The following is a 26,444-nucleotide window of genomic DNA, read 5'->3' as shown; positions in this document are numbered from 1 at the left end:
AAAACTGATTCCTACGATCGAGTGCCCAGCGACGTGCGATTCGCGTAAACAGTCCGTTCGAGATTTTGAACATGGCTCAACCAACACCAACTGAATTTTCTGCCAAGAGCATTTGCTTGGTGGACGACAATTTTGTTCTCAGGGATCGACTGGCTGTTGCCTTTCAGGAGCGTGGCTTTGAGGTCAGCGTTGCAGGCAATTACGACGAGGCGGTAGCCGTATTTGGGAAACAACCTGCAGCGTTGGCGGTGCTGGATTTGCGCATGCCGGGCAAGCCCGGTCTGGTACTGTTGCAGGCGCTCAAAGAAATCTCTCCTAACACCAAGTTCTTGATCTTGTCCGGCTTTGGTTCAATCTCGACTGCCATAGATGCAATACGTTTAGGAGCCACCAATTTCCTGCCTAAGCCAGCAGATGCCGATGACATACTAAACGCCTTTGCACGGGCCGATCAGGAAGTGGACCTGCCCGAGGCCGAGGACGATATTCCTGTTCCTACCCTGGCTCAAGCGGAATGGGAGCACATTCATCGCATCCTGTCCGATTGTGGCGGCAACATCTCAGAGGCCGCTCGTCGCCTGGGTATCCATCGTCGCTCTCTGCAGCGCAAACTCCGCAAGCGCGCCCCCTAGTCGCAATTTTTCCCCTCCCCCTGTCGCTCGACCCTAGCTTGTGGCATACTGTGTCGCCTTGTAATGACCCCGTCGAGGGCCACTCCCAGGACATCGCGGCAGAGCACTGGAAAGGCACAGAAAACGCCACAAACATCGAAATGCGACCGCCAATGCCGGAATAAAACCCTCTAAAACGGGACGCCTCGTGGGCTTAAACCAACGTTAGACAACAGTTTGAAGGAATCTCGACAGTGTATAAGACGCTTGACACCAATTTGCTTGAAATCACCGGCCGACAATCAGAAATCATTGAACTAGCAATGACCTTTGGATTTAGCGGCATCAATGTAGATATGGTGGATATGCATAAACGCTGCCAGCGAAGCTCGTTCGAGAACGCCAGTCGATTCTTGGTCAGTTCCAAGCTGCGTGTTGCTAGTTACCAGGCCCCCATTGGTTTGGATCAGGATGATGCAGCTTTTGAGAGCAGCCTGAAGATGTTGGCTGAAGTGGCAGACATCGCCGGACGTTGTCAGGCTCATGCCGCTGTTGTGGAAGTTCCTTCGGCTACGAACCGCTTGCCATATCCTGAGTATTTTGAGGTGATTCGCAAGCGAATCGACAGGATCGCAGAAGTCTTAGCCGCGCATGAAACACGGCTGGCGTTGCGGCTGGATGCGATTGGCAGTCCCGAGGAGAAACAGTTTAAGTTCGTCCGCGATATCCAGGGATTCGTGGCGTTGGTGCGCGCGTGCAACTCGAAGAACGTGGGAATCGTACTGGATAGTTGGAATTGGCACTTGGCCGGCGGCAACGTTTCCCATTTGAAGGATATTGGGGTTGACCGAGTTGCCTTGGTGTACCTGGCGGACTGCAAGGAAGGTGTCGACAGAGCTGCGGCCACGACAGAAGATCGCGTGTTGCCAGGTTCGACTGGCGTTATAGACAATGCGACATGGATTGGAGAGCTAAAAGGCAAGGAATTGCCGGTGGCTGTTTTCGGCGCTCCAGTAAACCCCGCTGCTACACGAGATGCTTTCATTACCCAGGTACAGGACTCGCTGAACGATCTATTCGCCGCGACGGGATTGCCGACGCAGTCGCGAAAGCCTGAAGCGATCGCAGCGGCTGCGGCTTCCAGCAACTATCGCGAGTAACCAGCGATTGTAGGCAGCCGAATTTGCAGTCAATGACTGTTAAATACAACCGGTTGTGCCGGTCCTAAGTGGCCTCGAACTCTCAGAATCGTAGCCTTGGGACCATTCGATGCAACGCCACCAATCGTCATAACCGATTGTCCATCCACAGAGCGTCCTATCTAAGGACGCCGCAGCGATCCTTGCCGCAGCCATCGTTCCAGTGCTTGCATTTGTCTCACTGGAATACGTCGGGCTGCGGCCGTAACGCCTTTGTGGAACGCCGTTGTCTGTGATGAAACACTTTCGACTGAACATATCGCTTGGGGTCATCGTTATTTGTGCTGCCTGCCAGACGGACAGGGTAGGGGCGGATCATGACCCTCGCTACATCGAACAGCCGCCGCGGCGAACTGAGCCCATGGCGGGCAGCCTAGCACCTAAACCAATCGAAGATTCGCCCGTCGAACAGATTCAGTCAGCCCCCGTTCCACGAATCCCTGGGGCTGACCGGTCCGTCAATGGATACATAAATCCACCATTGATTGCCGGGCAAGAACCGCCGAGAATCGCTGCATCGGGTGCTAACGTACCGGACCAAGCAACCTCCAATTCCGGCCTTACCTGGGTGAAGCGGGAAAGCCGAACTGCAGCAACAGTAGTACCCATTCCACGCGACAGGAGCTTGCCCCATCAAGACCTGATTCAAACTGATTCGCGGCACACTGGTTCGAATCTTGCTGACGTCGATCCGCTGTCGCGAGAAATGGCCCGATCCTTATCTGACGCACCCCAGCTGTATGGGACAGAGCTCGGTATGACAGGCCACAGCAAGAGCCAAGTCTCACAGTCCCAAAGCGACAACCGCAACGCTGATCAGCGGACGAACCCGGGAAACCTTGACGATACCAACCAGAATCGTAACGATCGCTCGACTCCACCCGGCGAGCTGTGGATCGATGTCGAACCCCAGCCGAAATTGGCTCAACCTAGAAATACCGGCAACGCTATTCCCGTCGCTGCAGCTACCAAAGCCCGAGTCGAACTTGCATCTCGTGTTTCGCGGAGCGAGGTGGGAAGCACGAATCAGTCACCGCAGAGTGTCTACCCGATTGCGGCTGCATCTGGCTGGAATGCCATTGGTGACCAGCTGACACAACATCTGCAGCGTTGCGAACAACTAGCGCGGCGCGGCGTGTTTTATTCGGCGCGTGAAGAAGCCAACCAGGCGCTGATCGCGTTGGCTCGACATTTGGATTTGATCGCCAATCAGTTCAGCAGCGAGCCGACTATCGCCTTGGCACAAACTGCACTTCGCGAAGCCAACGATTTCGTCCGCTACTCTCAAAATACTGAGTCAGCCGTCCTGAAAGAGATCATTGACTCGCATGAAACTCTCGCCGTCAAACAGGCTAGTACTACGAACGTAGCTCCCTTGACGCTAATTCAACATTATCATCAATTTGCCTACGCTCGACTGGTCGAAGCGGCGCAACAACACCCTTGGTTTAGTGACATCTACTACTTGCTTGGGCGTACTTATCAAGCGGAAGCAGATATGGCTCAAGACCATCGTGCTGCCTCATTGCGTAACTTAGCCGTCGTGTATTATCGAGCCTCTGTGGCGATTAGTCCGTCCAATACAATTGCGGCGAATCAACTCGGCTATGTGTTGCTGCAAATGGACCGCCCCATCGACGCACAGGCCGTGTTGATCACTGCGGTCGACACCAAACCGGATCGATTTGCACTGGCGAATCTGGCAGAAGCCAGTCGCCGCTTAGGTGATCGCAAAGTACAAGACTGGGCGCTGCGCACATTGGCAGCAATGCCAATTTCACCGCATCCTCAACAGGCATTGCCCGCTTTAGAAATGTTAGACAATCGGACCTTCGTCGCGATTAGCCCGATGAATTCAGGCCCCCAGGTTGGTGTTCCACCCATGAGCGCCGCTGCCCCCAATTTACGCTCGACGATGCGTTAATGCTTGAGTCCGGCTCACTTCATTTCCAGAATTGCAATTCGTCAGCGCAATTTCCGCACGACAACAAACATGATAGACAGTCAATCCAATACGCTCGGATATTCCATTCATCCCCGGCAGATACTCTGGATATGCTTAGCCATCCAGGCAGCAACGCTTGCTCAGCGGTGCAGCGCACAGGATGTCTCGGGAGCCAGTGTGTTAGATCGTCAATCAGCATTGTCCGTGGAAATTGTAGGCCCTCACCAACCGCTGCACACGGGCCTGACGGCCGGGCCGAAGTTGGATAATGCAGGTCACTGCCACTACTCGGCCTGCAATCCACCGATGCAGCCCCAAGTTGCATTAGGACGCTGTCAACCATGTATCCAAGCTGTCGACTGTGCAGACAACTGTGGTTCGCATCAAACTTGGCGTGACTTACATCCTTATAATTTTCAGCCGCTGGGTCATGGCGAATACCAAGGGCCAGTGCGATTGCAGGCCACAATCGACTATCGCGTACGTGTAGGCGATCGGCTGCAATTCATATTCGCCAAGTCTCGCGAAATGCCTATCGAATCTTATGTGCTGCTGATCGGCGATGAACTGCAAATCACGTCGATCACCGATTCAGCCATTCAAACAGGCGATGTCATACAAGGCCGGGGAATCGCCATACAACCTGACGGCTACTTACACCTTAAACAAATTGGTCGTATTCGTGCGGCTGGGCTGACCATTAGCCAGTTGAGGCGCAATCTGGAGTTAGCTTATCAGGAATTCGTCAAGGAACCGGGCATCGATGTGTTGCCAATCAAAACCAATTCACAATTGGATGACATTTTGGAGGCGATTGACGCCCGACAAGGGATTTCTGGAGGACGAACCATTACAGAAACCATACACCCTGATGGAACGGTACGGTTGATCAAAATTGGCGCCGTGTGCGTTCATGGCCTGACTTTGGATGAGGTCAAGCGCGAAATCAACTTGCGATATAGACAATTACAACCCGGCCTGTATGTTGAGCCCATATTGGAAACCGAGGCACCACATTTTGTATTTGTTTACGGTGCAGTGGCTCAGCCCAATCGCTATCAGATCAATGGTCCCACGTCTGTCACGGCTGCGCTGGCTCAAGCAGGTGGAATTAATGTTCGTGGTAACGCTCGCGAAATCGTGATCTTTAGACGCGCCGAGGATTGGCGATTGCTGTCCACGCGAGTTGACTTAAAAGGCATGCATCTTGGTAAAGTTCCTACACCTGCCGACGAAATTTGGCTACGTGACAACGACCTAATCCTCGTGCCGCTAACCCCCATCGCGCGCTTTGACGACTTTGTTGATCAAGTATTCCGGCAAGGCATTTACGGCATCTTCCCGTTGGCTCAGGTGGGGTCCGGGTTCAATGCGGCTGTCTTTCAGTTCAACAATTAAACCGGACTTCTGATCTCCAGTGGCAAAACATCGTTGAGACTTCCCGTGCGCAGGCCGTTCCAGTCGATCGTCACATATCGAAACCCCCATTCTTGCAGCCGCTTGACAAGTTGAGCGCGGACTTCGACCAGTTTAGCCAGCTGGCTGGTCGCAACTTCGATACGGGCCAATTCTCCTGCGTGCAACCGCACGCGACAGTCATTCACGCCAATCAATTCTTTCAGATACATCTCAGCTAGCTCGATTCTACGCAGTCTCTCGGGAGTCACCTCAACTCCGTATGCGATGCGTGAAGCCAGGCATGGGCTGGCCGGTTTGTCCGCCACATCCAACTGCCAGTATTCGGCCAACAGGCGAACTTCGTTCTTTCCTAACCCCAGCTCTGCAAGTGGCGAACGCACATGGGCTTGACGGGCGGCTTCTAAACCTGGGCGATAATCGCCAAGATCATCACGATTGGTGCCGGTTAGGATGATGGCCGAGTCGGCAAACTTTCGCTCAATGGCTGCGAACAAATGCGACTTGCAATGGTAACAGCGTTTGGCATCATTACGACGATAGTCAGGGCTGAGATGCTCTTGCGTTTCCAACCACTGATGCTCGACTCCCAGTGCGGCGGCTAACCTCTCGGCATCTGTCAGATCGGTGCGGCTCACACTTGGCCCACGAGCCGTCACGACCACCACGGCCACTTTGGCGTGCACCGCAGCAGCAGCCACGACCGCGCTGTCGACTCCGCCGCTCAGAGCGATCACGAATCGCTGGGCCGGATCAAACCAACTGATTAATTGCCCAGCCAGTTCGTCGGGGACCGTTAGTGCCTGAGGTAGATTAATAGGCGACATAGCAAACAGCCGATCCTTGCCAGACATCCAGGCTCACTACACGGAGTGCGATTGTATCGGGCGCACTGCCACCCCTGGCAATCGCAACCGGCCAAATTCGGTTAGTCTCCCGTGTCTTGCTCTTGCTCCATCGGCTCCATCGTCTTCGTATTGCGTTCAACGGCAACCACGATCGTGCGATGGTGACTGCCGTCACGCGCCACAGCCACAGCGGGGATAACTTGACGGCGATCGGGGAACGGTAAGCGCACCACAAAAGTACCATCGGGCCTTAATGTCACCGGCTCGTCATTGATCGTCAAGTAACTGTCGGGCGCAGTCGCACCAAAAAACACTAACTCGACTTCCATATCGAAATGAAATCCCGCTCGTTGTCGATACGGCCCATCGGCTGCGATCGCCAGTTTTGCAAGCGCTGGTGCTCCCAAACTTCGGTTGAGCCGCTGTTCGAGCATATACTTCATTTCGCCAGTATCCAATTCAGAGTTGTAACCTCCGCTCTGGGCATAGATCTTCTCTCCTTCGGCTCCAAGATTGGTCCAGTGCTGATCGACGGCTTCGGCTGAATTGGCAGCCACCGTCCGCACTACGTTGCTAACTGCAATCATGTGGAACCGCCGATTCCCAGCTACATAGCCAACCTGCACTCGAAAACTGGCGACCTCTCCGGTCCAAGGAATGTACCAGTTGCGAACACCGCCATTGATTTCAATCTCGGCTTGGATCGTCTCCGCCGTCGAACTGACACCCGACTCATCCAACCTCATCAGCCGAATAACTGGTCTGGCACTATGCCATTGCTCGGCCAAGGCCGCTTGCGCGCGATCGACGGCTCCTCGAGTGATGTCCCAGGCCACATGCAGCCAATACGGATCGCGCACAAACAAGCCAATTCGATCGACTGTCGGCTCCTTTTCCCAAACCGGATCGTTTGCGCCAGGCGGTTGCACCATCCGCGGCCGATAGCCAATATCCTTGGAGGCTTCACGCTGCAATTGCATCTGACGGATCTTCTTGAGTACCTTCGGACTAGTACCGGTCGGCTGTGGTGAGGCAATCTTGGCAGGCACCTTGGCGCTTGAGGTCTGCTTTACTACCGCCCCATCCCTTTTTACCTGTAGTCCCGCCTTCTTGACTTGCACAGGTGAACCAGGTCGCTGTCCGCTGGCGGGCGACTTCGATCGGTCAGCGGCAGGCTGTGACTTGGCGATTACATTGGGCGCCTTAGCTGCGATCTTTCCAGGCTTGGCAGGTACCTTCTTGGGTGCCTGTTTGGCCACTGGCTTAGCAGCTGGCCGAGCGGTAACCTTTTGGCCGCCATGTTTTGACGCGGGTTGTTTTGACTTGGCTGCCAACTTCGTAGTACCGGCACCAGACTTCTTTCGCGCTTCTGGTTTCGTGGATTTCGCCCCTGAGGTCCCTCGAACCATAGAAATTGGAGCTGATGGCTTGCTCTTCTGGCGCCGTGCCGCAGATTTGGTTTTCTTTTTGGCTATGGCTGCTCCAACTCCCGGTCCCTTGGAGCGGGATGCTGCCACCGGCTTAGCAGGTCGCTTTGTTTTACGGTTGGCAATCAATTTCATTTCCCTTGGTGGTATAGTCACCGAGATTACGCAATCTCTGTATCTGCTTTTTCGAACCAGCAAACCTCCGTCAGTTCTGTTTTCCTACAGACCTGCGCCCCCCCGTTTGGCGTTCGTTGCGGACCAACTGATGCTCCATTGCAGCCGCAAGAACTCCCATTTGCCTAGTATGTAAGAGAATCCGAATTTTGCTAGATTAATGCCTTACAAAAGTTCGGTGAATCGCCTACCGGCGAGACCAATGGAACTTTCCCGTCCACTAGCCGGCCTCGACACGGTTTAAGGAGACATGAGACGCCGGTCAGTAGTCTGGAGCCTTAGTTCCTAAGCTGTCTCAAAAAATCGGTTATTCGGGTTGTATTGGAGACCTAGACAGACCGCCGACTGACATGGACAAACGGGCCCCCAACAAAAACCACGCCGAGGCTGAGACCCAGTGGGTAAACGCCTCTCAATGGATCTCGCGCACCCTGGCAGTGACTCTGGTTATGGTGATACCTGGAATTCTCGGATCCATGCTGGATAGGCGACTGGGCACGCAGCAGTTCGCAGTCATCGGTTTCGCGGTGGGATTCTTGATGGGCACAACGGGTCTAATTGTCTTGGCTCGCAAGCTCACGCCGCCGGCGCGGGGCAAACCGCTGGAATGGGAGGACGCAGCCACCACCGATCCCTCGGAGAATGGCCAAGACGGCGCCAAGGAGCGCGAGAACTCATTGCGCGATCCGGAGAATTGAACCTGTGGTATCGGCAAGCACTCGCGCAAAACATTGGTTCCTAGAGACTTGCCTGTTGTCGTTAGCGGCATTTTTGTCCGCCACTATCGGAGGATTACTTGCGTCAAATGGTCGCAGTATTGTTGAGTGTTACTGGCCGTCAATTGCGGCTGCGGCGATTAACCTGCTGGCCGTCCTCCCCGCTGCAACCTTTAGAATTTGCATTTTTACGGGCCGTGTTGGACATCTAGTCGATATCGCGTGGCGTTTCCCGATTTCACTAGTTGCGCTACTCACGATCTATCTATGGCCAGGCGCAGAAAGAAAATGTTTCACTGGCGCCTTGTTGACCTGTTATTTCGTTACGCTGCTATTAGAATCTTGGCTCCAAATCCGACAGTCTCAATCCAAGACATGGAATTCGACCGGTTAGCGCTGCCCAAAGGGTGAACGGAGCGAGCGCCAGCAGTCGAGCCTACCCTTGATACCGATAACGGCGCTATGGCTTCACCAATTCTGCACATCAAGGACAGCTTCTACTTCGAAGTTCCTCGCGCGCTGTGGAAGAAGAACTACCAATCTTCGCGTGAGTTCTATGATGCCTATGGAGCGTGGGTCATCCGCAACGATGCTGGTTATCAAGATTGGGAAGCGGCCAAACTGGTTGACGAATTGAAAGCCATCGTCAAACAGCCTGTCCAGTTGGATGGACTGGTGGATCAGTGGAAGCATTGGCAACACGCCAAAGCCGCGCGGCACGGCCGCCCACTAGAGCAGTACTTGCTCGACGAGATGGAAAGTCTCCGACTGGCATCTGGAAAGTGGGCAAAGAATCAAGTTGGTCTTGAGTCGGCTGATGTTGTCGAGTCGTACCTGCAACTGCCTCAAAATGCCAATTATCCACTGAAGTGGATGTATGAAGTGATCCGTGACGAACAATCCCACCGGCAGTGGCAAGCTTTAGTCAAGAAATATCAGCACGGCGAAGTGGCCGGTGAGTACGTCCAGCAGCCGAATTTAAGCTGGTCCAAACAGCAACTGGACGGCTACAACAAGGCGCTCAGTGGGAAGATTTTCATTCCGCAGCCATTTGCCACACTCCGCAACGCCTACCAAGTTCAATCCGGCTTTGGAATTACTCGTTACATGGTCGTCGAGGTGGTAGTTGCTATTTTGTTGTTTCTGGCCTTTCGCTGGCTGGCTGGCAAAATCTCGAGTGGAGCGGCACCCAAGGGACGGCTGGCAAACCTGCTGGAATCAACCGTGCTGTTCGTACGCGATAAGGTTGTTGTTCCGGCCATGGGCGAGCACGATGCCGATAAGTACATGCCGCTGCTGTGGACCGCTTTCTTTTTTGTGCTCGGCTGCAATCTGATGGGCATGATCCCGTGGATCGGAGCGCCTACAAGCACCTTTGCACTGACCGGTGCCATGGCTCTGGTAGTCTTCGGCGTTGGCCTCGTGCAAGGCATTCGCAAATTCGGGGTCCTGGGCTACTTGAAAAACCTTGCGCCCTCATTGGGTCTGCCCCTCTATCTAGCGATCTTCATCGTTCCTTTGGTATATGCGATTGAAGGGCTGTCGCTGTTTATCAAACATGGTGTGTTGGCGGTGCGATTGCTGGCCAACATGGTCGCGGGCCACCTAGTATTGCTGGGATTTATGGGAATTGGCTTCGGAGCCCATGCGGTCGCGATGAGCGGCGGTTCGTGGGGACTGGCGGCCGGAATCTCCATTTTGGCGTCAACTTTGTTGAGCATGCTGGAGCTATTCGTGGCCTGCTTGCAGGCCTACATTTTCACCTTTTTGTCGGCCTTGTTTATCTCCAGCGCCACCCATCACCACTAGCCGGGTATGGGAGCCTCAGAGAACACCCCGCCGTAAACCAGTCAGTTTAATCAGTTCAAAATCAAACCTTTTTCAGAGAACCTGTACAGGAGATTGTTCGGTGAAGAAATTCTTGATGACAACGATGCGTGCCGTCGGTATGGTCGCTCTCATGGCTGTTCCGGCTTCGGCGCAAGACGGCATTACATCCGTAGGTATGCCCGGTGCAGTTGGCGCAGGACTGGCCGTAGTCGGCGCTGGCATTGGTATCGGTCTGTTGGCCAAAGGTGCTGTTGAATCCATGGGCCGCCAGCCCGAGGCTTCCGGCACTATCCAAACCAACATGATCATCGCCGCCGCGTTGATCGAAGGTCTGGCGTTTTACGCCGTGTGGGTCTGCTCGACTCAGAACCCGTTTGCACAATAGGCTGACGACAGCAGGCTGACGACAGCCCAGTGGCTGTTGATCGCCTTGGGCCATTCGTATTTGGATGAACTGACTTTCCGTTGAAGGTGCTGAGCATGTTGAGTGTGTTTCGTCGAGTTTTCCAGTGTGGTGTTCTTGTTTGGCTAACAAGCCTAAGCTGCGCTGCAATGGCTGACGAATCTGCGACCAGTAGCCCGTCAGCCGCCCCAAACACGGCAGATGTTGGCAATGCTGACGCGGCACAGCCATCTTCGGCAGTGGCCAACAAACAGAGCCACGCAGGCGATCATGGTCACAGCGGCGATCATGGCCACGGTAGCGGACAGGCTGCCGGGCATGATGATCACGATCCGACGCACGTCAACATGACCGATCAGGCGGAAGACCCCTCTGAGTGGCGTTCCGAGATGGCCATCGCTTCGCTAATCGTCTTCGGGTGCTTGCTGGCTGTGCTATCGGCGTTTGCGTGGAAGCCAATTTCCGAAGGTCTGGATCGGCGTGAGAAGTCGATCGCCAACCATTTGGCCAATGCTGAAAAGGCATCCCAAGATGCGATGGCTAAGCTGCGCGAGTACGAAGCCAAGCTGTCTTTGGCCAGCTCAGAGGCCCAGCAGATGCTGTCCGATGCTCGCAAGGACGCCGAGGCCACTGGACAGCGTCTGATCTCCTCGGCACAGGAGGAAGCGGCTCGACATCGCGAACGAGCGGTTGCCGAGATTGAGTCTGCCAAGACGATTGCTCTGGGCGAATTGGCTCAACGCTCGACCGATATAGCCATGTCGCTGGCCGGGCGGATTATTGGTCGCGAAGTCAAGGCTGCCGATCACCAGTCGCTGATCCAAGAGATGTTGTCCAAGCTGCCTAGCAAGAATTAGCAGGCGAAGCCCCTACCGACTTGCAACTGTACACTCCACTATTGTTTCGCCACAAATATTGTTTCGCCACAAACCGGCAGGCCCATGAGTCAAACCGATCCTAGCTTGCATCCAACCGCTCTGGACAGCGATGACCAACAGGTTGGCAATTTGTACGCCAAGGCAATTCTGGGAGCCGCCGGTTCCTCAGTCGACGTAATCGTCGAGCAACTGGGTGCGGTAGTCGACCAATGCTTGACCCCTCACCCGGGCTTGGAGAGCCTCCTGGCTTCGCCACGCGTTAACCAGGCTGACAAAGAGCTGCTGATCGAGCGAATTTTCGGCGGTCGCGTGGATCAGCTGCTGCTGAATTTTTTCAAGGTTCTGTGTCGTCGTGGCAGAATTGGTTCACTGCGAGCCATTCAAGTGTGCGCCAAGCAGATGCGCGATCAGCAGTTAGGTCGCATCCGTGTAGTGGTCACTTCTGCATTTGCACTAACCGAGTCGCAGCAAAGGCAGATTCAGCAACGTCTGAGTCAGTCGCTGGGCAAGGAAGTTGTCCTGGACGAGCGACTCGATCCGAACTTACTGGGCGGCATCCAAGTTCGCGTTGGAGATCAAGTGTTCGATGGCAGCGTAATGGGCAAGATGGCTGCTATCCAGTCGGCGGTGTCCCAAGGTATTCAGAAAGCGATCCGCGACCAATACGCCGCGCTGCTTTCCTCGTAATCATTTTCTAAGCAAATATTTCAAACAATCATATCTGGTCGTAGAGGTTCGGCATGAAGTTCAATTCGGATGAAATCGCCTCGGTCATTCAAAAAGAGATCGAGACATTCGAAAGTCAAATGGACGTTCGCGAAGTAGGTACCGTGCTGGAAGTCAGCGACGGTATCGCTCGGGTCTACGGACTGTCCGGCGTGATGGCTGGTGAGATGGTTCAGTTCCCTTCCGGCGTCATCGGTTTGGCTTTTAACCTGGAAGAGAACTCGGTCGGGATCATCATTCTGGGTGATTACCTGACGATCAACGAAGGCGACGAAGTCAAGGCACTCGGCAAACTGTTGAGCGTCCCTGTCGGCCCCGGTGTGGTCGGTCGCGTGCTTGATCCCCTGGGCAATCCACTGGACGGTCGCGGCCCAGTAGAATCCTCGGAACAACGTCCCGTGGAGTTGATTGCTACTGGCGTGGCCGAACGGCAGCCGGTGTGCGAGCCTTTACAAACCGGGATCAAGGCCGTTGACGCCATGACGCCCATCGGACGTGGCCAGCGCGAACTGATCATTGGTGACCGTAAGACGGGTAAGACCGCTGTCGCCATTGACACGATCATCAATCAAAAGGGCACTGGCGTGAAGTGCTTCTACGTGGCCATCGGCCAGAAGGACTCATCAGTCGCGCTAGTGATCGAGGCTCTACGCAAGCACGGCGCTATGGACTACACCACCGTGGTCGTGTCCGGGGCCAGCACACCTGCTCCGCTACAATACATTGCCCCCTATTCGGGCACTGCGATGGCCGAATACTTTATGTTTAATGGCCAGCACGCATTGGTCGTTTATGACGACTTGAGCAAGCAGGCGACCGCATATCGTCAGCTTTCGTTGCTGATGCGACGGCCACCCGGACGCGAAGCCTATCCGGGTGACGTGTTCTACTGCCACAGCCGCTTGCTGGAACGTTCCGCGAAGCTTTCCGCCGCCCTGGGCGGTGGCTCACTGACCAGCTTGCCGATTATCGAAACCCAAGAAGGGGAAGTGTCGGCATACATTCCAACCAATGTGATTTCGATCACCGATGGCCAGATCTATTTGCAGCCCGACCTATTCTTCAAAGGGATTCGACCGGCGATGAATGTCGGTATCTCGGTGTCGCGCGTAGGTGGTGCCGCTCAGATCAAGGCTATGAAGAAGGTGGCCGGTGGCTTGCGGTTGGACTTGGCTTCGTTCCGCGAACTGGAGGCCTTCGCCCAATTGGGAACGGATTTGGACCCGGTGACGCAGTCGCGTCTGGACCGCGGTTACCGAATGGTCGAACTGCTTAAGCAGTCTCAGTACAAGCCGATGAACGTATTGGACCAAGTAATCAGTATTTATGCTGCTACGCGTGGTCACATGGATGACGTTCCGGTCAGCAAGATCGCCGACTTTGAAGTGCGCTTATTGCAGTTCATGCATGATCGCAAAGCGGAACTGCTGAGCAAGTTGGAGGAAAGCAAGGACCTGACCTCGGAAATCGAAGAGGGAATCAAGGCGGCCATCGCCGAGTTCAAGAGGGGCTACAAGGCCAATGGCTAATACCCGTGCACTGGACAAGCGACGCAAGTCCGTTCGCAACATCCGCAAGATCACGCGAACGATGGAGTTGATCGCTACGGCTCGCTTCAAGAAAGCGATGGACCGAGCGGCGGCAGCCAACGACTACACCGAGCGAATTACGCAGATTGTTCGTGACCTGGCGGGTGCGGGCCTGGAAGTGTCACATCCGCTGTTGGCCGAACGCCCCGCCGTTCGCCGCGCAACCGTGCTGATGTTGACCAGCAATCGCGGCTTGTGTGGAGGTTATAACGGCTCGGTAATTCGCACCGCGAATCAGTCGCGAACAGCCCTGGATGAACAGGCAGTTCAGCAGAGCCTGGAGGTCAGCGGCAAGCGCGGTATTACCGCCATGAAGTTTCGCGGACTGAAGCTGAACCACGAGTACACGAAATTCGATGACGAACCCAAATTCGAGGACGTTGCACCGATCGCTGATCGCTTGATGGACCAGTTTATTAACGGACAAATGGACCGCCTGGATGTGGTGTACACCCGATTTGTCAGCAGCGCCAAGCAAATTGCGGTTTCCGAGACGCTATTGCCGTTTGCCCAGCCACAGGTAGAAGCCGGGGGAGCGACGGGAATGAAAGCCAACTACGAATTTCTGCCTTCGGCCAGTTCAATCCTGGACGACGTTGTTCCAGCTAGCTTTCGCGTGAAGCTGTTCAAGTGTTTTCTGGATGCAGCGGTCAGCGAGCAAATCGCGCGAATGGTGGCGATGAAGAGCGCAACCGAAAACGCCGGCGAGATCATCCGCCAACTGTCGATGACCTACAACCGCGCTCGACAAGCCAAAATCACTCAGGAAATCATGGAAATCATCGGCGGGGTTGAAGCCTTGGAGAATTGATCGTCCGCGGCCGTTGACAACTGAATTTTAACAACACAATCAACTCAAATAATTTTTTAGTGCAATCGAGGATTCGCAATGGCGACAGCTACCAAGACCGGAGTCGGCCGTATCACGCAGGTGATCGGTTCGACGTTTGACGCAGAGTTCCCCGAAGGTCAACTTCCGCCAATCTACAACGCTGTGAAAGTTTCGTCCGACGAAAAGGGCGTGAAAATCAACTTGACGGGCGAGATTCAGCAGCACTTGGGCGGGAATCGCGTCCGCTGTGTGGCTCTGGGGAGCACCGACGGTCTGCGACGTGGATTGGACTGCGTGGATACCGGCAAGCCGATCAGCGTACCAGTCGGCAAGGCGACTCTGGGCCGCGTGTTCAATGTGTTGGGTGAGCCGGTGGATCAGCGCGGCCCGTGCCCGGCTGAGGACTATTGGCCCATCCACCGAGCCGCTCCCACCGTTGACCAGCTATCTACCAACACGGAAGTGTTCGAGACAGGGATCAAAGTCATCGACCTGCTGACGCCCTTTGTTCGCGGTGGTAAGGCCGGTCTGTTCGGCGGTGCCGGGCTGGGCAAGACAGTGATCTTGACCGAGTTGATCGCTCGTATCGCCAGCTCGCACGGAGGATCGTCGGTATTTGCAGGTGTCGGCGAGCGGACTCGTGAAGGTACCGACCTGTGGCTGGAAATGCAAGAAACTGAAATCGGCACCACCGGTCGCCATGTGATCGAGCAGACCTGCATGTTGTTTGGTCAGATGAATGAACCACCAGGGTCGCGTCTGCGAGTTGCCTTGGCCGCATTGACGATGGCCGAATACTTCCGCGACACGACGGGAACCGACACGCTGTTGTTCGTTGATAACATCTTCCGCTTCTCGCAAGCCGGCTCTGAAGTATCCGCGCTATTGGGCCGCATGCCCTCTGCAGTGGGTTATCAACCCACGCTGGCTACCGAGATGGGCGCTTTGCAAGAGCGCATTACCTCGACCAAGAAAGGGGCGATCACGTCGGTGCAAGCCGTCTACGTGCCGGCAGACGACCCTACCGATCCAGCGCCTGCCACCGCCTTCGGTCAGTTGGATGCCTTCATTTATCTGGAACGCGCCATCTCCGAAAAGGGCATCTATCCGGCCATCGATCCGCTGGCTTCGAATAGCCGTATCCTGGATCCCCAGTACGTTGGCGAGCGGCATTATGCGATTGCACGCCGCGTGCAAACCACACTGCAGCGCTACCGCGAACTGCAGGATATTATCGCCATTCTAGGTGTCGACGAACTGAGTGAAGACGACAAGATGGTTGTGCATCGAGCTCGGCGGATCGAGCGGTTCCTGTCGCAACCGTTCTTGGTCGCAGAAAAATTCATCGGCCGTCCCGGCGAAATCACCACCATCTCGGATACGATCCGCAGCTTTGAAGAAATTTGCGATGGCAAGTGGGATCATTTGCCCGAACAAGCCTTCATGTACGTGGGTGCTATCGAGCAGGCCGAAGAACAAGCCAAGAAGATGGCCAGTAAGTAAGCGACAATTCTGGCATCTGCGAAATTGTCGCCTGCCGATCGCTAAACATTCCCTGGAGCCAGGTCATGAGTGAACTACAGTGCGTCATAGTCACGCCCGAAAAGACCGAAGTTGATGTCCGCGCAACTTCGGTTACCGTTCCGTTGTATGACGGCGAATTGGGGATTCTGAAAGGTCATAGCCCACTGGTTGGACGATTGGGTTACGGCGTGCTGAGGATTCACGGCGCTGCGGCGACCGAACAATACTTTGTCGAAGAAGGCCTCGTGCAGGTCAGCAATAACGTGGTTTCGATTCTCACGGAGCGAGTTACTCCTGTGAGCCAAATCAATTCACAGATGGCGGCTGCAGCCAACGATGCCGCCATCACGATGCCACAAGATCAACCCGACCAAGTGACTGCGCGCCGTCGCGCCATGCAACGGGCTCGAGCGCTACAGCGCGTCACCGGTGCTACGCGGTAGGCACCTGTTCGCGGGAGGTTGCTACTAACACTTGACTCCTACGGGTTTGTCTCTCGGCCCATCGGGACACGATATGGGTAGCATTGCAGCAGGAGCAGCAGCAAACACCTCGCTCCGCCCCATAGCAACACCATGTTGGTAAAAGCATTCAGTTGCCATTGGCATCAACGATGGGTTTGGCCAGTCTTGGTTGCCGCATTTGCTTGGGTTCTCTGTCCCTTCTGGGCGCAGTCGCACGTACCGGCCTTTCGGGATGGGTATCACTTTTATTACCCGCAGTATCACTGGCTGGATCAGTGTTATCAGCGCGGCGAGTATTTTCCAAAATGGAATGCCGCTGAAGGACTTGGAACATCTGTTGCGGGTCAGCCGACTTGGCAACTGTATTATCCGTTGCGACTCGTGTGGTTGATTCCTGGATTTGGTCTATCGCAACGGTTTGGCCTATTCGTGCTCGTGCATTTTATAGTGTCGGTCTGCGGAATACTGCGACTCGCCAGGACGTTGCAAGTTTCCGTCGCTGCGAGTTGGCTGGCCGCCTTGGCCTTCACCCTTAGCTGTCCAGTCTTGTTTCAGCATAGCAACCTGATTTACCTGTGCAGTACAGCCTGGATCGGCTGGGGACTAACGCCAATCGTGGCATGGCTGGTAACTTCACACCCGCGGCGCTTGCGGATCCAAATTGTCGCGATGGCTGGGTGTTTGGTCAGCGTGGCGCAGTTCGCCAGCTTAATGCTGCTGGCCGGCGATCCGCAATCGGCTTACCACCTGATATTAATCGCGTTAATTGCCAGTTTGCTGAAGATGATCGTCACATTCAAATCGAGTGACGCCGCAGGCGACCAACACTTGTCGCAGTCGCTTGTGTCGGCAAGCGTATCGCTGACACACCCGATGACAGCCCGGGGGATACTAAACTCGATATGTACAGCAGCAATCTTGCTTTTGACATGCCTACAAGCATATTATGCCTGTCAATGGCTGGACGTAAGTGTTCGAGCAGATGCAGTCATCAGCGTGACCGATTCGCTGAACCCTCACGTTGCTTCGATACTGGCAGGGTCTTTACCGGCGCTGCAGCAAGACAACTACAACTTCAGTCTCTCTCCTTGGAGTTTGCCGTCGTTGATTTGGCCCACATTCGGCGGCCACTATCAGCCCGATCATTCGCGGTGGGTCGATTGCATCGGCAGCGAGGGCCGCATGTGGATCCCATCGCTGTACATGGGTTTGATGCCCTTTTTCTTGGTATTGAGCTGGATATCAACTGGACGAAAACCTGCCCAGCCAGCCGAACGATTTCTGGCCTGGATGGCCGCAGTGGCACTGCTTGCCGCCCTAGGTAACTATTCACCGCTGTGGTTGTTGCGCGATGTTTTGAACATGGCTGGGTTCTCCGGTTGGGCGGCCAAGCTTCCCCACGATTCGTCATTCAGCCTTTACGGTTGGATGACCGGCATCTTGCCGGGCTACGACCATTTTCGTTATCCGGCCAAATGGTTTGTCTGGACTAGCGCCGGCCTGAGCGTTGTCGGCGCGTGTCAGTTGGACCGGATTTGCCACCGAAATGAGGATTGGTTGAAGTCGTATCTGGCCTTACGGCTGACAGTAGTGCTGAGCGTCGTTGGGCTAGTAATGCTTTTGTGCGTTTACTTCTCAGGCGCTCAGTGGCATGCTTGGTTGCAGAGCCAGCTCGATTCGTCCTTCGATCGAATGCTGGGCAGCGCCAAACTGCAGCCAGTAGTAAACAACTTGTGGCTCTCATTCTTATGGCCGCTGGTACTGCTGACGGCAGTCACAGCGACAGTACCTGGAACTGCGGCTGAGCGATGTGTAGCCACCATCGCCAGACGGTGGGGAGGTTGGGGCACAGCAACCGCGAGTTGGACTGTGTCAGAGCGCTGGAAGTGGCTGGTGGTGGGGCTGACTCTAGCTGAGTTGTCCGTATGTAGTCGCCGCTGGGTCGCAACCACGCCACCGGTCGACTTGTCGAATTCGGCCAGCGTTCATCACACGCGACTCGCCCGCTGGTCGAATACTGCTCGCGCCAACATCAATGATTTCTTGAACGCTGAGACATCCAGCGACATGGACGCACAACTCGCATTACAGAATACATTCCTGATTGGCAAACTGGCTCTTCGGGATGGAATGGCTGCTCTGCATGCCAGCGGACCATTGCAACCGCAAGCCCTGGCCAAACTGTGCAGATGGTTGACGCTTCACGATGATCTGTCGATCGATCAACCCGAAGTCGATGCGGTGCTGGCTGAACTAGGGATTCATCAACGACTTGTAAGAAAGGACTCGTCGGGCTTCGTCTGGCGCGACATTCCAGCAACTCGTCCGTTGTGCGAATACATTCCAACGGAAGCATTGCCCACCAACCAGGCGTTCGATACGGCAACACCCATAACTTGGCAATGGCTAGACAGCTCAAGACTTCAAGTTCAAGTCCGGCAATCGCAAACTGGTACCCTGCTCATTCGCCAATTCAACGATGGACAATGGATCATTCGTTGTCAGACCGTTGAATTGCCAGTGGCCATCCCGAATGAACTCTTCCTCCAAGTCGCACTGCCGGCCGGTCAGCACGAATTGGTGTTGGCAAGACAGTAATGTTGCCTCGCAAACTAAACCACCGGCCAGTTTTGTTAAAGTCTGGCATGAGCGAACATTGCCACTTGGCTTGACCGTATCCACCAGCAAGCTGTGGCCTTCTAGTACCGTGGAGACGCGCCGCCGGTTGACGGTGGAGGAGTTTGCGCGGTCCAGGTACCAGCTCCGGCGATGCCTTGTTGCGCTAACTTGACATTCAACGAGGCGACTCGTTGATACAGCTCGGGCTGCATGTTGTTAATCGACAAGCTTTGCTGATAGTTGTAAAGCGCTTGGCTCATGTCACCAGATGACTCGCGCAGTTGCCCCTTGTGCGCCCACACACGAGCATCGTTGGGGTTCATCGCCAAGGCTTCGTCCAAATATTGCTCGGCGACTTTGACTTGCCCGAATTCTTGATGCAGTCGAGCTAACTCGATCTTTGGGTCAGGCATGTTGGGATTCCGAGCCGACCAATTCTTCAGGAGTCGCATGGCGGCATCCGGTCGCGACGACTCTGCTAACATGACCGCCAAGCCGCGATGACAATCAACGTGATTCGGTTGGAGGTCCAAACACTGATGGTACAGCGACTCGGCCTGCTCGATTAGCTTGGCATCTTTTTGAGCTACCCCCAGCTTGTGATAAGTCGATGCCAAGTTGTAATACGCATCTGAATTCGTTGGATCCGAGGCCTGTGCCGCTTGAAAATGCTGAAGCGCTTCGGCATACCGACCTTGTTGGTACAACCTCGTGCCCATCGTATTCTGCCCCATGCTGTTGAATCCGCAGCCACACAGCACAGGCAGGCCGATCAAGCAGATTGTCAACCCACATCTGGTGGCAAGCACAGCGGTTTTCACGTCCGTATCCTTGTGAAAGGGCGAGCGATTCAAAAGGCAGCAGACATGCTGACCCCACGGCTCGCGCACATTGGCCGCCCAACTGTAGCCGAGTGAGCTACCGCGCTTCAAGGTCGATTTCGATGCTAGCCATTGACCGAAACAGCGTTTGAAACTTGAATTGGCTATAATTGCTAATCCAATGGATCAATGGGATGGCCATTGTTGGCGCCACGCTTTGTATTCCGTCTTCAGCAGCTCCGCTGGCCACCGACCATACCAGGCGGAGCCGGTGCGCCTTTCGCGTTCAATTTCCGCCAGCGCGTAACGTTTGATCGCATCGCGCCCCGCAAAGATAGGGCGGTTCGTGCCGATCTCGTAGTGTCGTGCCCAGATCGGTTTGGCGTCTGGGTTAGCCAGCACAACTAAATCAAAATCCGCATCGTGTCGCTCGAAAGACACTGTCTCTGTTGGAACTTTAGCGACCTCAATACCTTCAATTTTTACCAACTGCAACCAATGTACAGCCGCATCTACTGCCGCGACCATGGCGTCGCTGGGCTCGGCCTGTTGCATCAAAAAGCGTGCGATCTGGGTGGTGTCCTGGGGGCACAGTGACGCCAATTCAAAGGTGCGTGCCGGCTGAGCCTCATACGAATATCGATCGTGTTGCTGGCACCAACCAGTGAGAGTACCATCGACGCGAACCTGACACTTCAAAATGCACTCAATGCCCCGCCGAACCGCGTCAGCCGCGCTGCGGCGGCGATGGTCGTCCAACCAGGCAAACGGAGCGTCTCCCTGGGCCGCTAACTGCAGTACCTGTAGATTCCCAATCATTACACCGTCGTTAAATGTAATGTGAGCTTGATAATTCTGCGGATGGGGAAATCGTTGCGGGAATCCACCATTGTCGTACTGTGCCTGGAGAATGAAATCCAAACCGCGCTCGCAAGCCTCACGCCACAGGGGGTCGGGCATCTGCGTGTACGCCCGCGCCAGATAGTGGACCTGCGAATGAATATTGCCGTTGTCGAATGAGGTATCTTGCTTGTCACGAGTAGCCCGCACAGCTTGGCGTTGCTGATCGGTCAAGATGGCCGTCATGTCGTAATCTTTGGGCCAGCCACCGTTGCTCCGCTGAAACAGCAAGATATTGGCAAGGATTTCCGCGACTTGTTGCTCAGCATACGATGGCTGATCGGGCAGGGGAGTGATAAACCGACTTTCGTCACGGATTCTGCGCCAATGCTGAATTCCGCTACGAAACTCGGATAGGTCTATTGGAGCCAGCGACGTACTCGGCCCTTCGGCCAAAACCCGCGAATAGATTCCGCAGCCAGTGGCCATCAGAATTGATACCAACCAGACACTAGCCACCGTACCGAACTGAACATGGAATCGCCCGCGGCTACGCAGGGCGTGACGTGCAAGCCGCTGTAAACAAGTCGTTATGGCCCAGAGCATGTGAAAGTACCAAACTAAACTTTGAGTGCGATTGGTGCGGCTTGGGAAGGCACACCAACTTCCTGGCCAGCATCTGGAACGATCGCGCATGAGCGGGCGACCGCTCATGCGCCTTTAGGGAAATATGTAACGCAGAAAATTGCGCACATACTGACCAGGAACGTAGACTGTCGGCTGACCAACGATGCCTCGCCCCAGAACGACATTGTAATTCTCCTGGCCCATCGTGAAGATCGGGCTGTACCCTGAATTGTTGGGCGAGTACATGCTTGGGTTCCAATTAGGTGTATACGTCGGAGGCACGTAGGCTCCTGGAACTCGACCATCCGCAGGCAGCGAAGGTGGAGGCAGTACCTGACACTGCTGAGCGGATGTAGGATAGATACCCGGTGTCGGATTGTTGGAGAAATTCGGCGCTTGATAGGCAGTGGTTTGATATTGCGGTAATTGAGCGCGTTGACCTTGCAGCTGACTCTGTGACACAGGCATCCCCGGTGTCGGGCGCTGATGGCCTACATTTTGATAAATAGGCATCGACCGCGGCCCCATGTATGGTGACGTTGGATAGCGACCTTGAGCGGGCGTTACAAAAGGCAAGCCAGAGGTAAACTGTTGAGCATCGCGCAGTTGCGATGTAGGCAGACCGGGAGTCGGCTGCCCCGCACTGTGTTGTCGAAGCTCCTGAACAGGTGACACACCAGCGCCGGGTGGCATCACGGCTTGGTTCATCCTAGCCGGGTTCATCGTTGTCGGGTTCATCGGCTGTGCGGCGGGAAATTCAGGCAGAACCAACTGCTGTCCGAATACGACAGATGCCGACATCGCACCAATCAAGAGACACGCCCAGGCGGTCCGAAGACCAAGCTGCAGCGACCACCGCAGATTCTTACGCTGAAATTGACGGCTCTGGCAAAACGCGAACAACATCTCGGCGCCTCAACTGTTTGCTTGACGACAGAATCTCGCGACAAAGTACCGCTTACCGAAGCCCGGCCGCGCGACGCCCACCCTGAATCCACACAGCTACTCTTGTTGGCCATTTAGCGAATTTCTTCAGCCCGGTCCAGATCATTCGTAAAAGTTTCAGCCACAAGCTAGCATTGCCGCTAATTGCCTACCGTTACTAGTCCAAAATGTAGAATCCGTCTTGCTCGTCTATCGACGCCAATCAATCTAGCTTGCTTTGCCAATGTCTTTAGCGGTGCAATGAGCTATGGAGTCCTCCGAAAATCAGCGTCGATATCCGTCAATACCTGCGGAGTCACCAATCCACCTGGACAAGCAAGATACTTGGCTGACCATCGCGGATTGAACTTGTCCTTGTAGTCTCGCAAACCCTGGAAATTGCAAAACGCTCTCCGTGGAGAACCATCGCATGTGACAGCCGGTTCCACAAGGGCGCCAGCCGATGTGTGGAAATACCCGCCAATGAAGCCATGCCCAAACTGAACCACTCGTATCCTTGCTCTGTTCCCAGGAGCATGGTCTCAATGAATAAGAACTCCATCACGCCGTTTGGAGCACCGGGCAAATACCGCATCAAGTCAACGGATAACTCATGTTTCGCCTACCTTGCCACAAGTTGGCAAATGCAACTGGCTCATTTTCACGGCTTCGGACAATTGCCATGTCGTATTTCAATAGGTAGGGCACAGAGAAACAGCCCCATGAGAATCTCTTTTCCGCATGCGATTTACTGCCTAACCAACGTCGGAAATATCCTTGAGAGCCGGTAATAGTGGGGGTACTTCTGCTGCTGGCACGACTTCAAAACGTATGCCCGCATCCGCCATTTTTTTTCTGCGTGCGTCGAAAGTTTTTCTTATCGCTTTCATTCAACGAAAACGTCGACAGCGGAACCTTGGCTTCCTCACCGATCTTCACCAGCTTGAGTCCCATCTCCACATACCGCCCTAGCGATGATTCTTCCACTTGATAGAACACTGGCCACACGCTGACCGCATAACAGGCTTCGCGAAAATTCCAGGCTGCATCGTCCGCCGAACTCTCTGCCCGAGGGGATCGCCCAGTGCCACCCAACTTCTGTCGGATCAGCCGAACATCACCACCGCCAGTCGATCATGACTGAATATAAACCGTCTGTCACCCAACAGAGCCAATTGCGCACTTGTAGACGCTGTTTGGGCCACAATTCTCGACACCTCTGCAAATTCTTGTGCGTTACCGAGTTCGGGTCTTTGAGATCGAGGTAACACTCCAGAGTCCAACGGCGGAGCGACAACAATCGAGGCACCTATCAGCGAGCGCATGGATCGCGGTGCATCGTGGTGCCAGGCAAAACTCCACCACAGCTCGTGTTGATATTCGATATGGCGATAAGCCAATGAGATGACCCAGATGATCAGTCCAATCGCCATGGAGATTGCCAACATCCAGCTCAAGTTCAAAGGTGAGGGAAATAAACGCCACTCTCGAAAAAAATGCTTGCGGTTGGCGAGAAGTGCGGCAAGCAGAACCGACAGAGCAATCGCCTCCTCGAAATCAAATCCTTTGGTCAAGGATACTAGAATTCCTAGTACAATTAACCCAACTGCAACTATCCAGGCCGAATCAATGCGCCTGTGCAGTGCCCGCGCCAGCAGTAGCAATATGCCTCCGCAACGCTCCCCAAAAAGCGACAACTCCACGATCGGAAGGGGTAATGCCCGTCGAAGAAGCTGCATTCTGCCTTCCGCTGCGGTGAGCGCGCCGGACATCAGCAAAATCAACTTCGGTACAAAAACGCCGCCCGTAATGATTCGGGGCTGATAAGTTTCGCCACCTTTCCGGCGTTAGCGATCTATCCACTCACCTGTTGCCCCTGTTCACAAAGTGTGGCCCATGCGCCATGGGTCAAAGCGCATATCAGGGGCGACAGATAGTAGATCATGCGGTGGGCCAACAGAGATGTGACAGGCCATGGCTTAAATCGGGCAGCATCGTTACGAGTACCATTCAAGTACTCCCAGCCCGCCTGGCACATGGCTCAACATTGCCACAAAGACTGCCAGCAAGTAAATCGCGGAGAACTGAAGAAAACCGAGGCAACATAGGGAGGCAACAAAACATAGAGTGCCGCTGAAGCCAACACGGAATCACAAACAACTATTACAGTCTGCATCCAGCCAACGCCCAGCGGTGGAGGTTGAAAGTTGATTCCGAACACGTGAGCCGACAGTTGACCAAAAGCACAAAACAGAAAATAAGCACTTGCCAGCGCCAACAACACAATCCCCAGTGGAACACTGGACAAGATCGGCACAACGAATGGTAGCGAGCTCATGATATAGCAGCCAGAATGCCATTCCGAAGGCCACTGCAATCCGCAGCCTGCCGATAGTAGCACAATGACTTGACCAGAAACGAGGGCGCTCATACGTGAAACACGTCTAGCCAACGTTGCCATTGCGTTAATGAAACTCAATGAGAATTTGAGTCTGTCAACCGAGTTCCATCCATGGGTGCGACCAATTCGACGGGATCATCACCTGTAATGATCCGCGAACTTCTGCTCAAGGTAAAGTAGTTCCAAGCCCATTGCAAAAACACCAGCAGACGATTCTCAAACTGTACGATCTGCAACAGATGCGCTACCAACCATAACAACCAGGCAACTTGTCCAGAGAACTGGCGGTTACCCAGCTGGGCAACCGCCGCAGATCGGCCGATCGTTGCCATGATGCCCGGTGAGCGATATTGAAAGCCCACGTTGGCCGACCTACCATGCCATTTTTCGATTAAGGCTTTGGCAACGTACGATCCTTGCTGCATAGCCACAGGTGCCAGCCCCGGTAGCGGCTTTCCACAATCGTCCAGGCACAGCGCCAAGTCGCCGATGATATAGACGTTGGAATAGCTGGCGAGAGTTAAGCCGGATTTCACAGGAACGCGACCAGCTCGGTCCGTCTCGATGTTGCAATGTCCTGCAATGATTCGCCCCAAGGAATTGCCGGCAACGCCCGCAGCCCATAGAACTGTTCGGGCGGCAATGATTGTCTCACCTCCTTCTGCAGCTAATCGCACAGAGTCCTTCGTAATCTCCGTGACTTTGGTATTCGTCAGGATCTGGATTCCGAGTTTGCGGATACTATCCTCCGCCTTTCTCTGCAATTCGGGAGGAAAACTAGAGAGCACCTGTCCGGCGTTTTCAATCAGCAGGATGCGGGCTTCCTCCGGCTGGATATGTCGGAAATCACTTCTGAGCGTATGCCTTGCAATCTCGGACAACGTACCGGCCAGTTCCACGCCGGTAGGCCCAGCACCAACGATCACAAAAGTGAGCTGAGCCTGGCGAATATCAGGATTAGGCTCACGTTCGGCTGCTTCGAAGGCAATAAAAACTCTCCGCCGGATTTCAATGGCATCTGAGATTGTTTTCAGCCCTGGTGCAAGGCGACTCCATTCGTCTCGCCCAAAGTAGCTGTGAGTAGCCCCTGCGGCGACAATCAGTTCATCATATTCGAGTTGGCCGTCAATCAGGTGGATGCGTTGATTCTTGAAATCAACATCGACGACTTCGCCGAGAAATACTTCGCAATTCTTTTGCTTACGAAGGATATACCTGAGCGGAGAAGCAATATTGGCTGGCGACAGTCCCCCCGTAGCCACCTGATAAAGCAAGGGCTGAAACAGATGGTAGTTGTGTCGATCCACCAAGATTACCCGAGCAGTTGCCCGGCGCAGGCTTCTGGCCGCTTGAAGTCCCCCAAAACCGCCACCGATGATTACAACAATCGGTTTTCTTCCTGATGTCTCTGCCAAACAATTTTCATGGTGCATTATCACTCTTTCATTTTTCGGAAATTGGTTCGTCCGTTCAAGCTCAGGACGCGCACTGCCTAGGTTTGATTGCCGCCGCAAGCCTCCCAAACGTGATTGAAGCAATGCCTCTCAATCTCATCCAGCGGCAACAGCTATGCCAGTTGGGCTCCAGTTTTTCACGACACTTCCGGAAGTTCGCGTGGAAATCGCGTGTG

25 protein-coding genes are annotated in these 26,444 nt (G+C 54.5%); 14 read left to right on the top strand and 11 right to left on the bottom strand.

Features of this window, described 5'->3' with window-relative positions; genetic code table 11:
* Positions 1–71: 71 nt before the first annotated feature.
* From KF752_19780 to KF752_19765, 4 genes are all read left to right on the top strand, one after another.
* Positions 72–632, top strand: coding sequence for a response regulator (locus KF752_19780; protein MBX3423803.1), 561 nt, complete (start codon positions 72–74; stop codon positions 630–632).
* A gap of 233 nt (positions 633–865) precedes the next feature.
* Entirely contained in the window at positions 866–1,771 is a 906-nt protein-coding gene (locus KF752_19775; GenBank protein MBX3423802.1) for a sugar phosphate isomerase/epimerase, read from the top strand.
* A 796-nt stretch (positions 1,772–2,567) separates the two neighbouring features.
* The gene (locus tag KF752_19770; GenBank protein ID MBX3423801.1) at positions 2,568–3,734 is read left to right on the top strand and encodes a hypothetical protein; all 1,167 of its coding nucleotides are present in this window, start codon (positions 2,568–2,570) and stop codon (positions 3,732–3,734) included.
* 69 nt (positions 3,735–3,803) lie between these two features.
* The gene (locus KF752_19765; protein MBX3423800.1) at positions 3,804–5,153 is read left to right on the top strand and encodes a polysaccharide biosynthesis/export family protein; all 1,350 of its coding nucleotides are present in this window, start codon (positions 3,804–3,806) and stop codon (positions 5,151–5,153) included.
* Here KF752_19765 and larE read toward each other — a convergent pair.
* Together larE and KF752_19755 are read right to left on the bottom strand one after the other, a co-directional pair.
* On the bottom strand, positions 5,150–5,998 hold the full coding sequence (gene larE / locus KF752_19760) for an ATP-dependent sacrificial sulfur transferase LarE (GenBank protein ID MBX3423799.1): 849 nt from the start codon (positions 5,996–5,998) through the stop codon (positions 5,150–5,152). The two genes, KF752_19765 and larE, sit on opposite strands and share 4 nt — an antisense overlap.
* 101 nt (positions 5,999–6,099) lie before the next feature.
* Positions 6,100–7,353, bottom strand: coding sequence for a DUF4912 domain-containing protein (locus KF752_19755; protein ID MBX3423798.1), 1,254 nt, complete (start codon positions 7,351–7,353; stop codon positions 6,100–6,102).
* 743 nt (positions 7,354–8,096) lie between these two features.
* On the opposite strand from KF752_19755, the gene KF752_19750 reads away from it, so the two are divergent.
* The 10 genes from KF752_19750 (at position 8,097) to KF752_19705 (ending at position 19,180) form a co-directional block, all read left to right on the top strand.
* On the top strand, positions 8,097–8,318 hold the full coding sequence (locus KF752_19750) for a hypothetical protein (protein ID MBX3423797.1): 222 nt from the start codon (positions 8,097–8,099) through the stop codon (positions 8,316–8,318).
* Positions 8,319–8,798: 480 nt separating this feature from the next.
* On the top strand, positions 8,799–10,145 hold the full coding sequence (gene atpB, locus KF752_19745; protein ID MBX3423796.1) for a F0F1 ATP synthase subunit A: 1,347 nt from the start codon (positions 8,799–8,801) through the stop codon (positions 10,143–10,145).
* Between the two features lie 151 nt (positions 10,146–10,296).
* Positions 10,297–10,551, top strand: a complete 255-nt coding sequence (atpE, locus tag KF752_19740; protein ID MBX3423795.1) for an ATP synthase F0 subunit C — start codon at positions 10,297–10,299, stop codon at positions 10,549–10,551.
* A gap of 167 nt (positions 10,552–10,718) precedes the next feature.
* A complete protein-coding gene (gene atpF, locus KF752_19735; protein MBX3423794.1) occupies positions 10,719–11,426 on the top strand; it encodes a F0F1 ATP synthase subunit B in 708 nt (235 codons plus the stop codon).
* 84 nt (positions 11,427–11,510) lie between these two features.
* On the top strand, positions 11,511–12,134 hold the full coding sequence (gene atpH, locus KF752_19730) for an ATP synthase F1 subunit delta (protein MBX3423793.1): 624 nt from the start codon (positions 11,511–11,513) through the stop codon (positions 12,132–12,134).
* A 53-nt stretch (positions 12,135–12,187) separates the two neighbouring features.
* Complete coding sequence (gene atpA, locus KF752_19725; GenBank protein MBX3423792.1) at positions 12,188–13,702, top strand: F0F1 ATP synthase subunit alpha; 1,515 nt, start codon at positions 12,188–12,190, stop codon at positions 13,700–13,702.
* A complete protein-coding gene (gene atpG / locus KF752_19720; GenBank protein MBX3423791.1) occupies positions 13,695–14,573 on the top strand; it encodes an ATP synthase F1 subunit gamma in 879 nt (292 codons plus the stop codon). Before atpA ends, atpG begins: the two co-directional genes overlap by 8 nt.
* A 78-nt stretch (positions 14,574–14,651) precedes the next feature.
* Positions 14,652–16,097 (top strand): F0F1 ATP synthase subunit beta, encoded by a 1,446-nt coding sequence (gene atpD, locus KF752_19715; protein MBX3423790.1) that lies wholly within the window; start codon positions 14,652–14,654, stop codon positions 16,095–16,097.
* Between the two features lie 65 nt (positions 16,098–16,162).
* Positions 16,163–16,561 carry an ATP synthase F1 subunit epsilon gene (gene atpC / locus KF752_19710; GenBank protein ID MBX3423789.1) on the top strand — a complete coding sequence of 133 codons (399 nt, stop codon included), beginning with the start codon at positions 16,163–16,165 and terminating at the stop codon, positions 16,559–16,561.
* Between the two features lie 132 nt (positions 16,562–16,693).
* A complete protein-coding gene (locus KF752_19705; GenBank protein ID MBX3423788.1) occupies positions 16,694–19,180 on the top strand; it encodes a hypothetical protein in 2,487 nt (828 codons plus the stop codon).
* Between the two features lie 101 nt (positions 19,181–19,281).
* On the opposite strand, the gene KF752_19700 is transcribed toward KF752_19705, so the two are convergent.
* The 9 genes from KF752_19700 to KF752_19660 form a co-directional block, all read right to left on the bottom strand.
* On the bottom strand, positions 19,282–19,935 hold the full coding sequence (locus KF752_19700; GenBank protein ID MBX3423787.1) for a tetratricopeptide repeat protein: 654 nt from the start codon (positions 19,933–19,935) through the stop codon (positions 19,282–19,284).
* A 273-nt stretch (positions 19,936–20,208) separates the two neighbouring features.
* Positions 20,209–21,468, bottom strand: a complete 1,260-nt coding sequence (pelA, locus tag KF752_19695; GenBank protein MBX3423786.1) for a pectate lyase — start codon at positions 21,466–21,468, stop codon at positions 20,209–20,211.
* A gap of 114 nt (positions 21,469–21,582) precedes the next feature.
* Entirely contained in the window at positions 21,583–22,395 is an 813-nt protein-coding gene (locus KF752_19690) for a hypothetical protein (protein ID MBX3423785.1), read from the bottom strand.
* Between the two features lie 334 nt (positions 22,396–22,729).
* Positions 22,730–23,008, bottom strand: coding sequence for a DUF2156 domain-containing protein (locus KF752_19685; GenBank protein MBX3423784.1), 279 nt, complete (start codon positions 23,006–23,008; stop codon positions 22,730–22,732).
* Positions 23,008–23,205 carry a DUF2156 domain-containing protein gene (locus KF752_19680; GenBank protein ID MBX3423783.1) on the bottom strand — a complete coding sequence of 66 codons (198 nt, stop codon included), beginning with the start codon at positions 23,203–23,205 and terminating at the stop codon, positions 23,008–23,010. The genes KF752_19685 and KF752_19680 overlap by 1 nt, the downstream gene beginning before the upstream one ends.
* A gap of 30 nt (positions 23,206–23,235) precedes the next feature.
* On the bottom strand, positions 23,236–23,508 hold the full coding sequence (locus KF752_19675) for a DUF2156 domain-containing protein (protein ID MBX3423782.1): 273 nt from the start codon (positions 23,506–23,508) through the stop codon (positions 23,236–23,238).
* An 11-nt stretch (positions 23,509–23,519) separates the two neighbouring features.
* Positions 23,520–23,987, bottom strand: a complete 468-nt coding sequence (locus KF752_19670; GenBank protein ID MBX3423781.1) for a hypothetical protein — start codon at positions 23,985–23,987, stop codon at positions 23,520–23,522.
* 467 nt (positions 23,988–24,454) lie between these two features.
* Positions 24,455–24,751, bottom strand: a complete 297-nt coding sequence (locus tag KF752_19665; GenBank protein ID MBX3423780.1) for a hypothetical protein — start codon at positions 24,749–24,751, stop codon at positions 24,455–24,457.
* A gap of 137 nt (positions 24,752–24,888) precedes the next feature.
* A complete protein-coding gene (locus tag KF752_19660) occupies positions 24,889–26,247 on the bottom strand; it encodes an NAD(P)/FAD-dependent oxidoreductase (GenBank protein MBX3423779.1) in 1,359 nt (452 codons plus the stop codon).
* Positions 26,248–26,444 lie beyond the last annotated feature (197 nt).

The sequence above is a fragment of the Pirellulaceae bacterium genome, assembly GCA_019636385.1.
GTDB lineage: Bacteria > Planctomycetota > Planctomycetia > Pirellulales > Pirellulaceae > Aureliella.
This window is presented reverse-complemented; position numbering and strand designations above follow the sequence as displayed.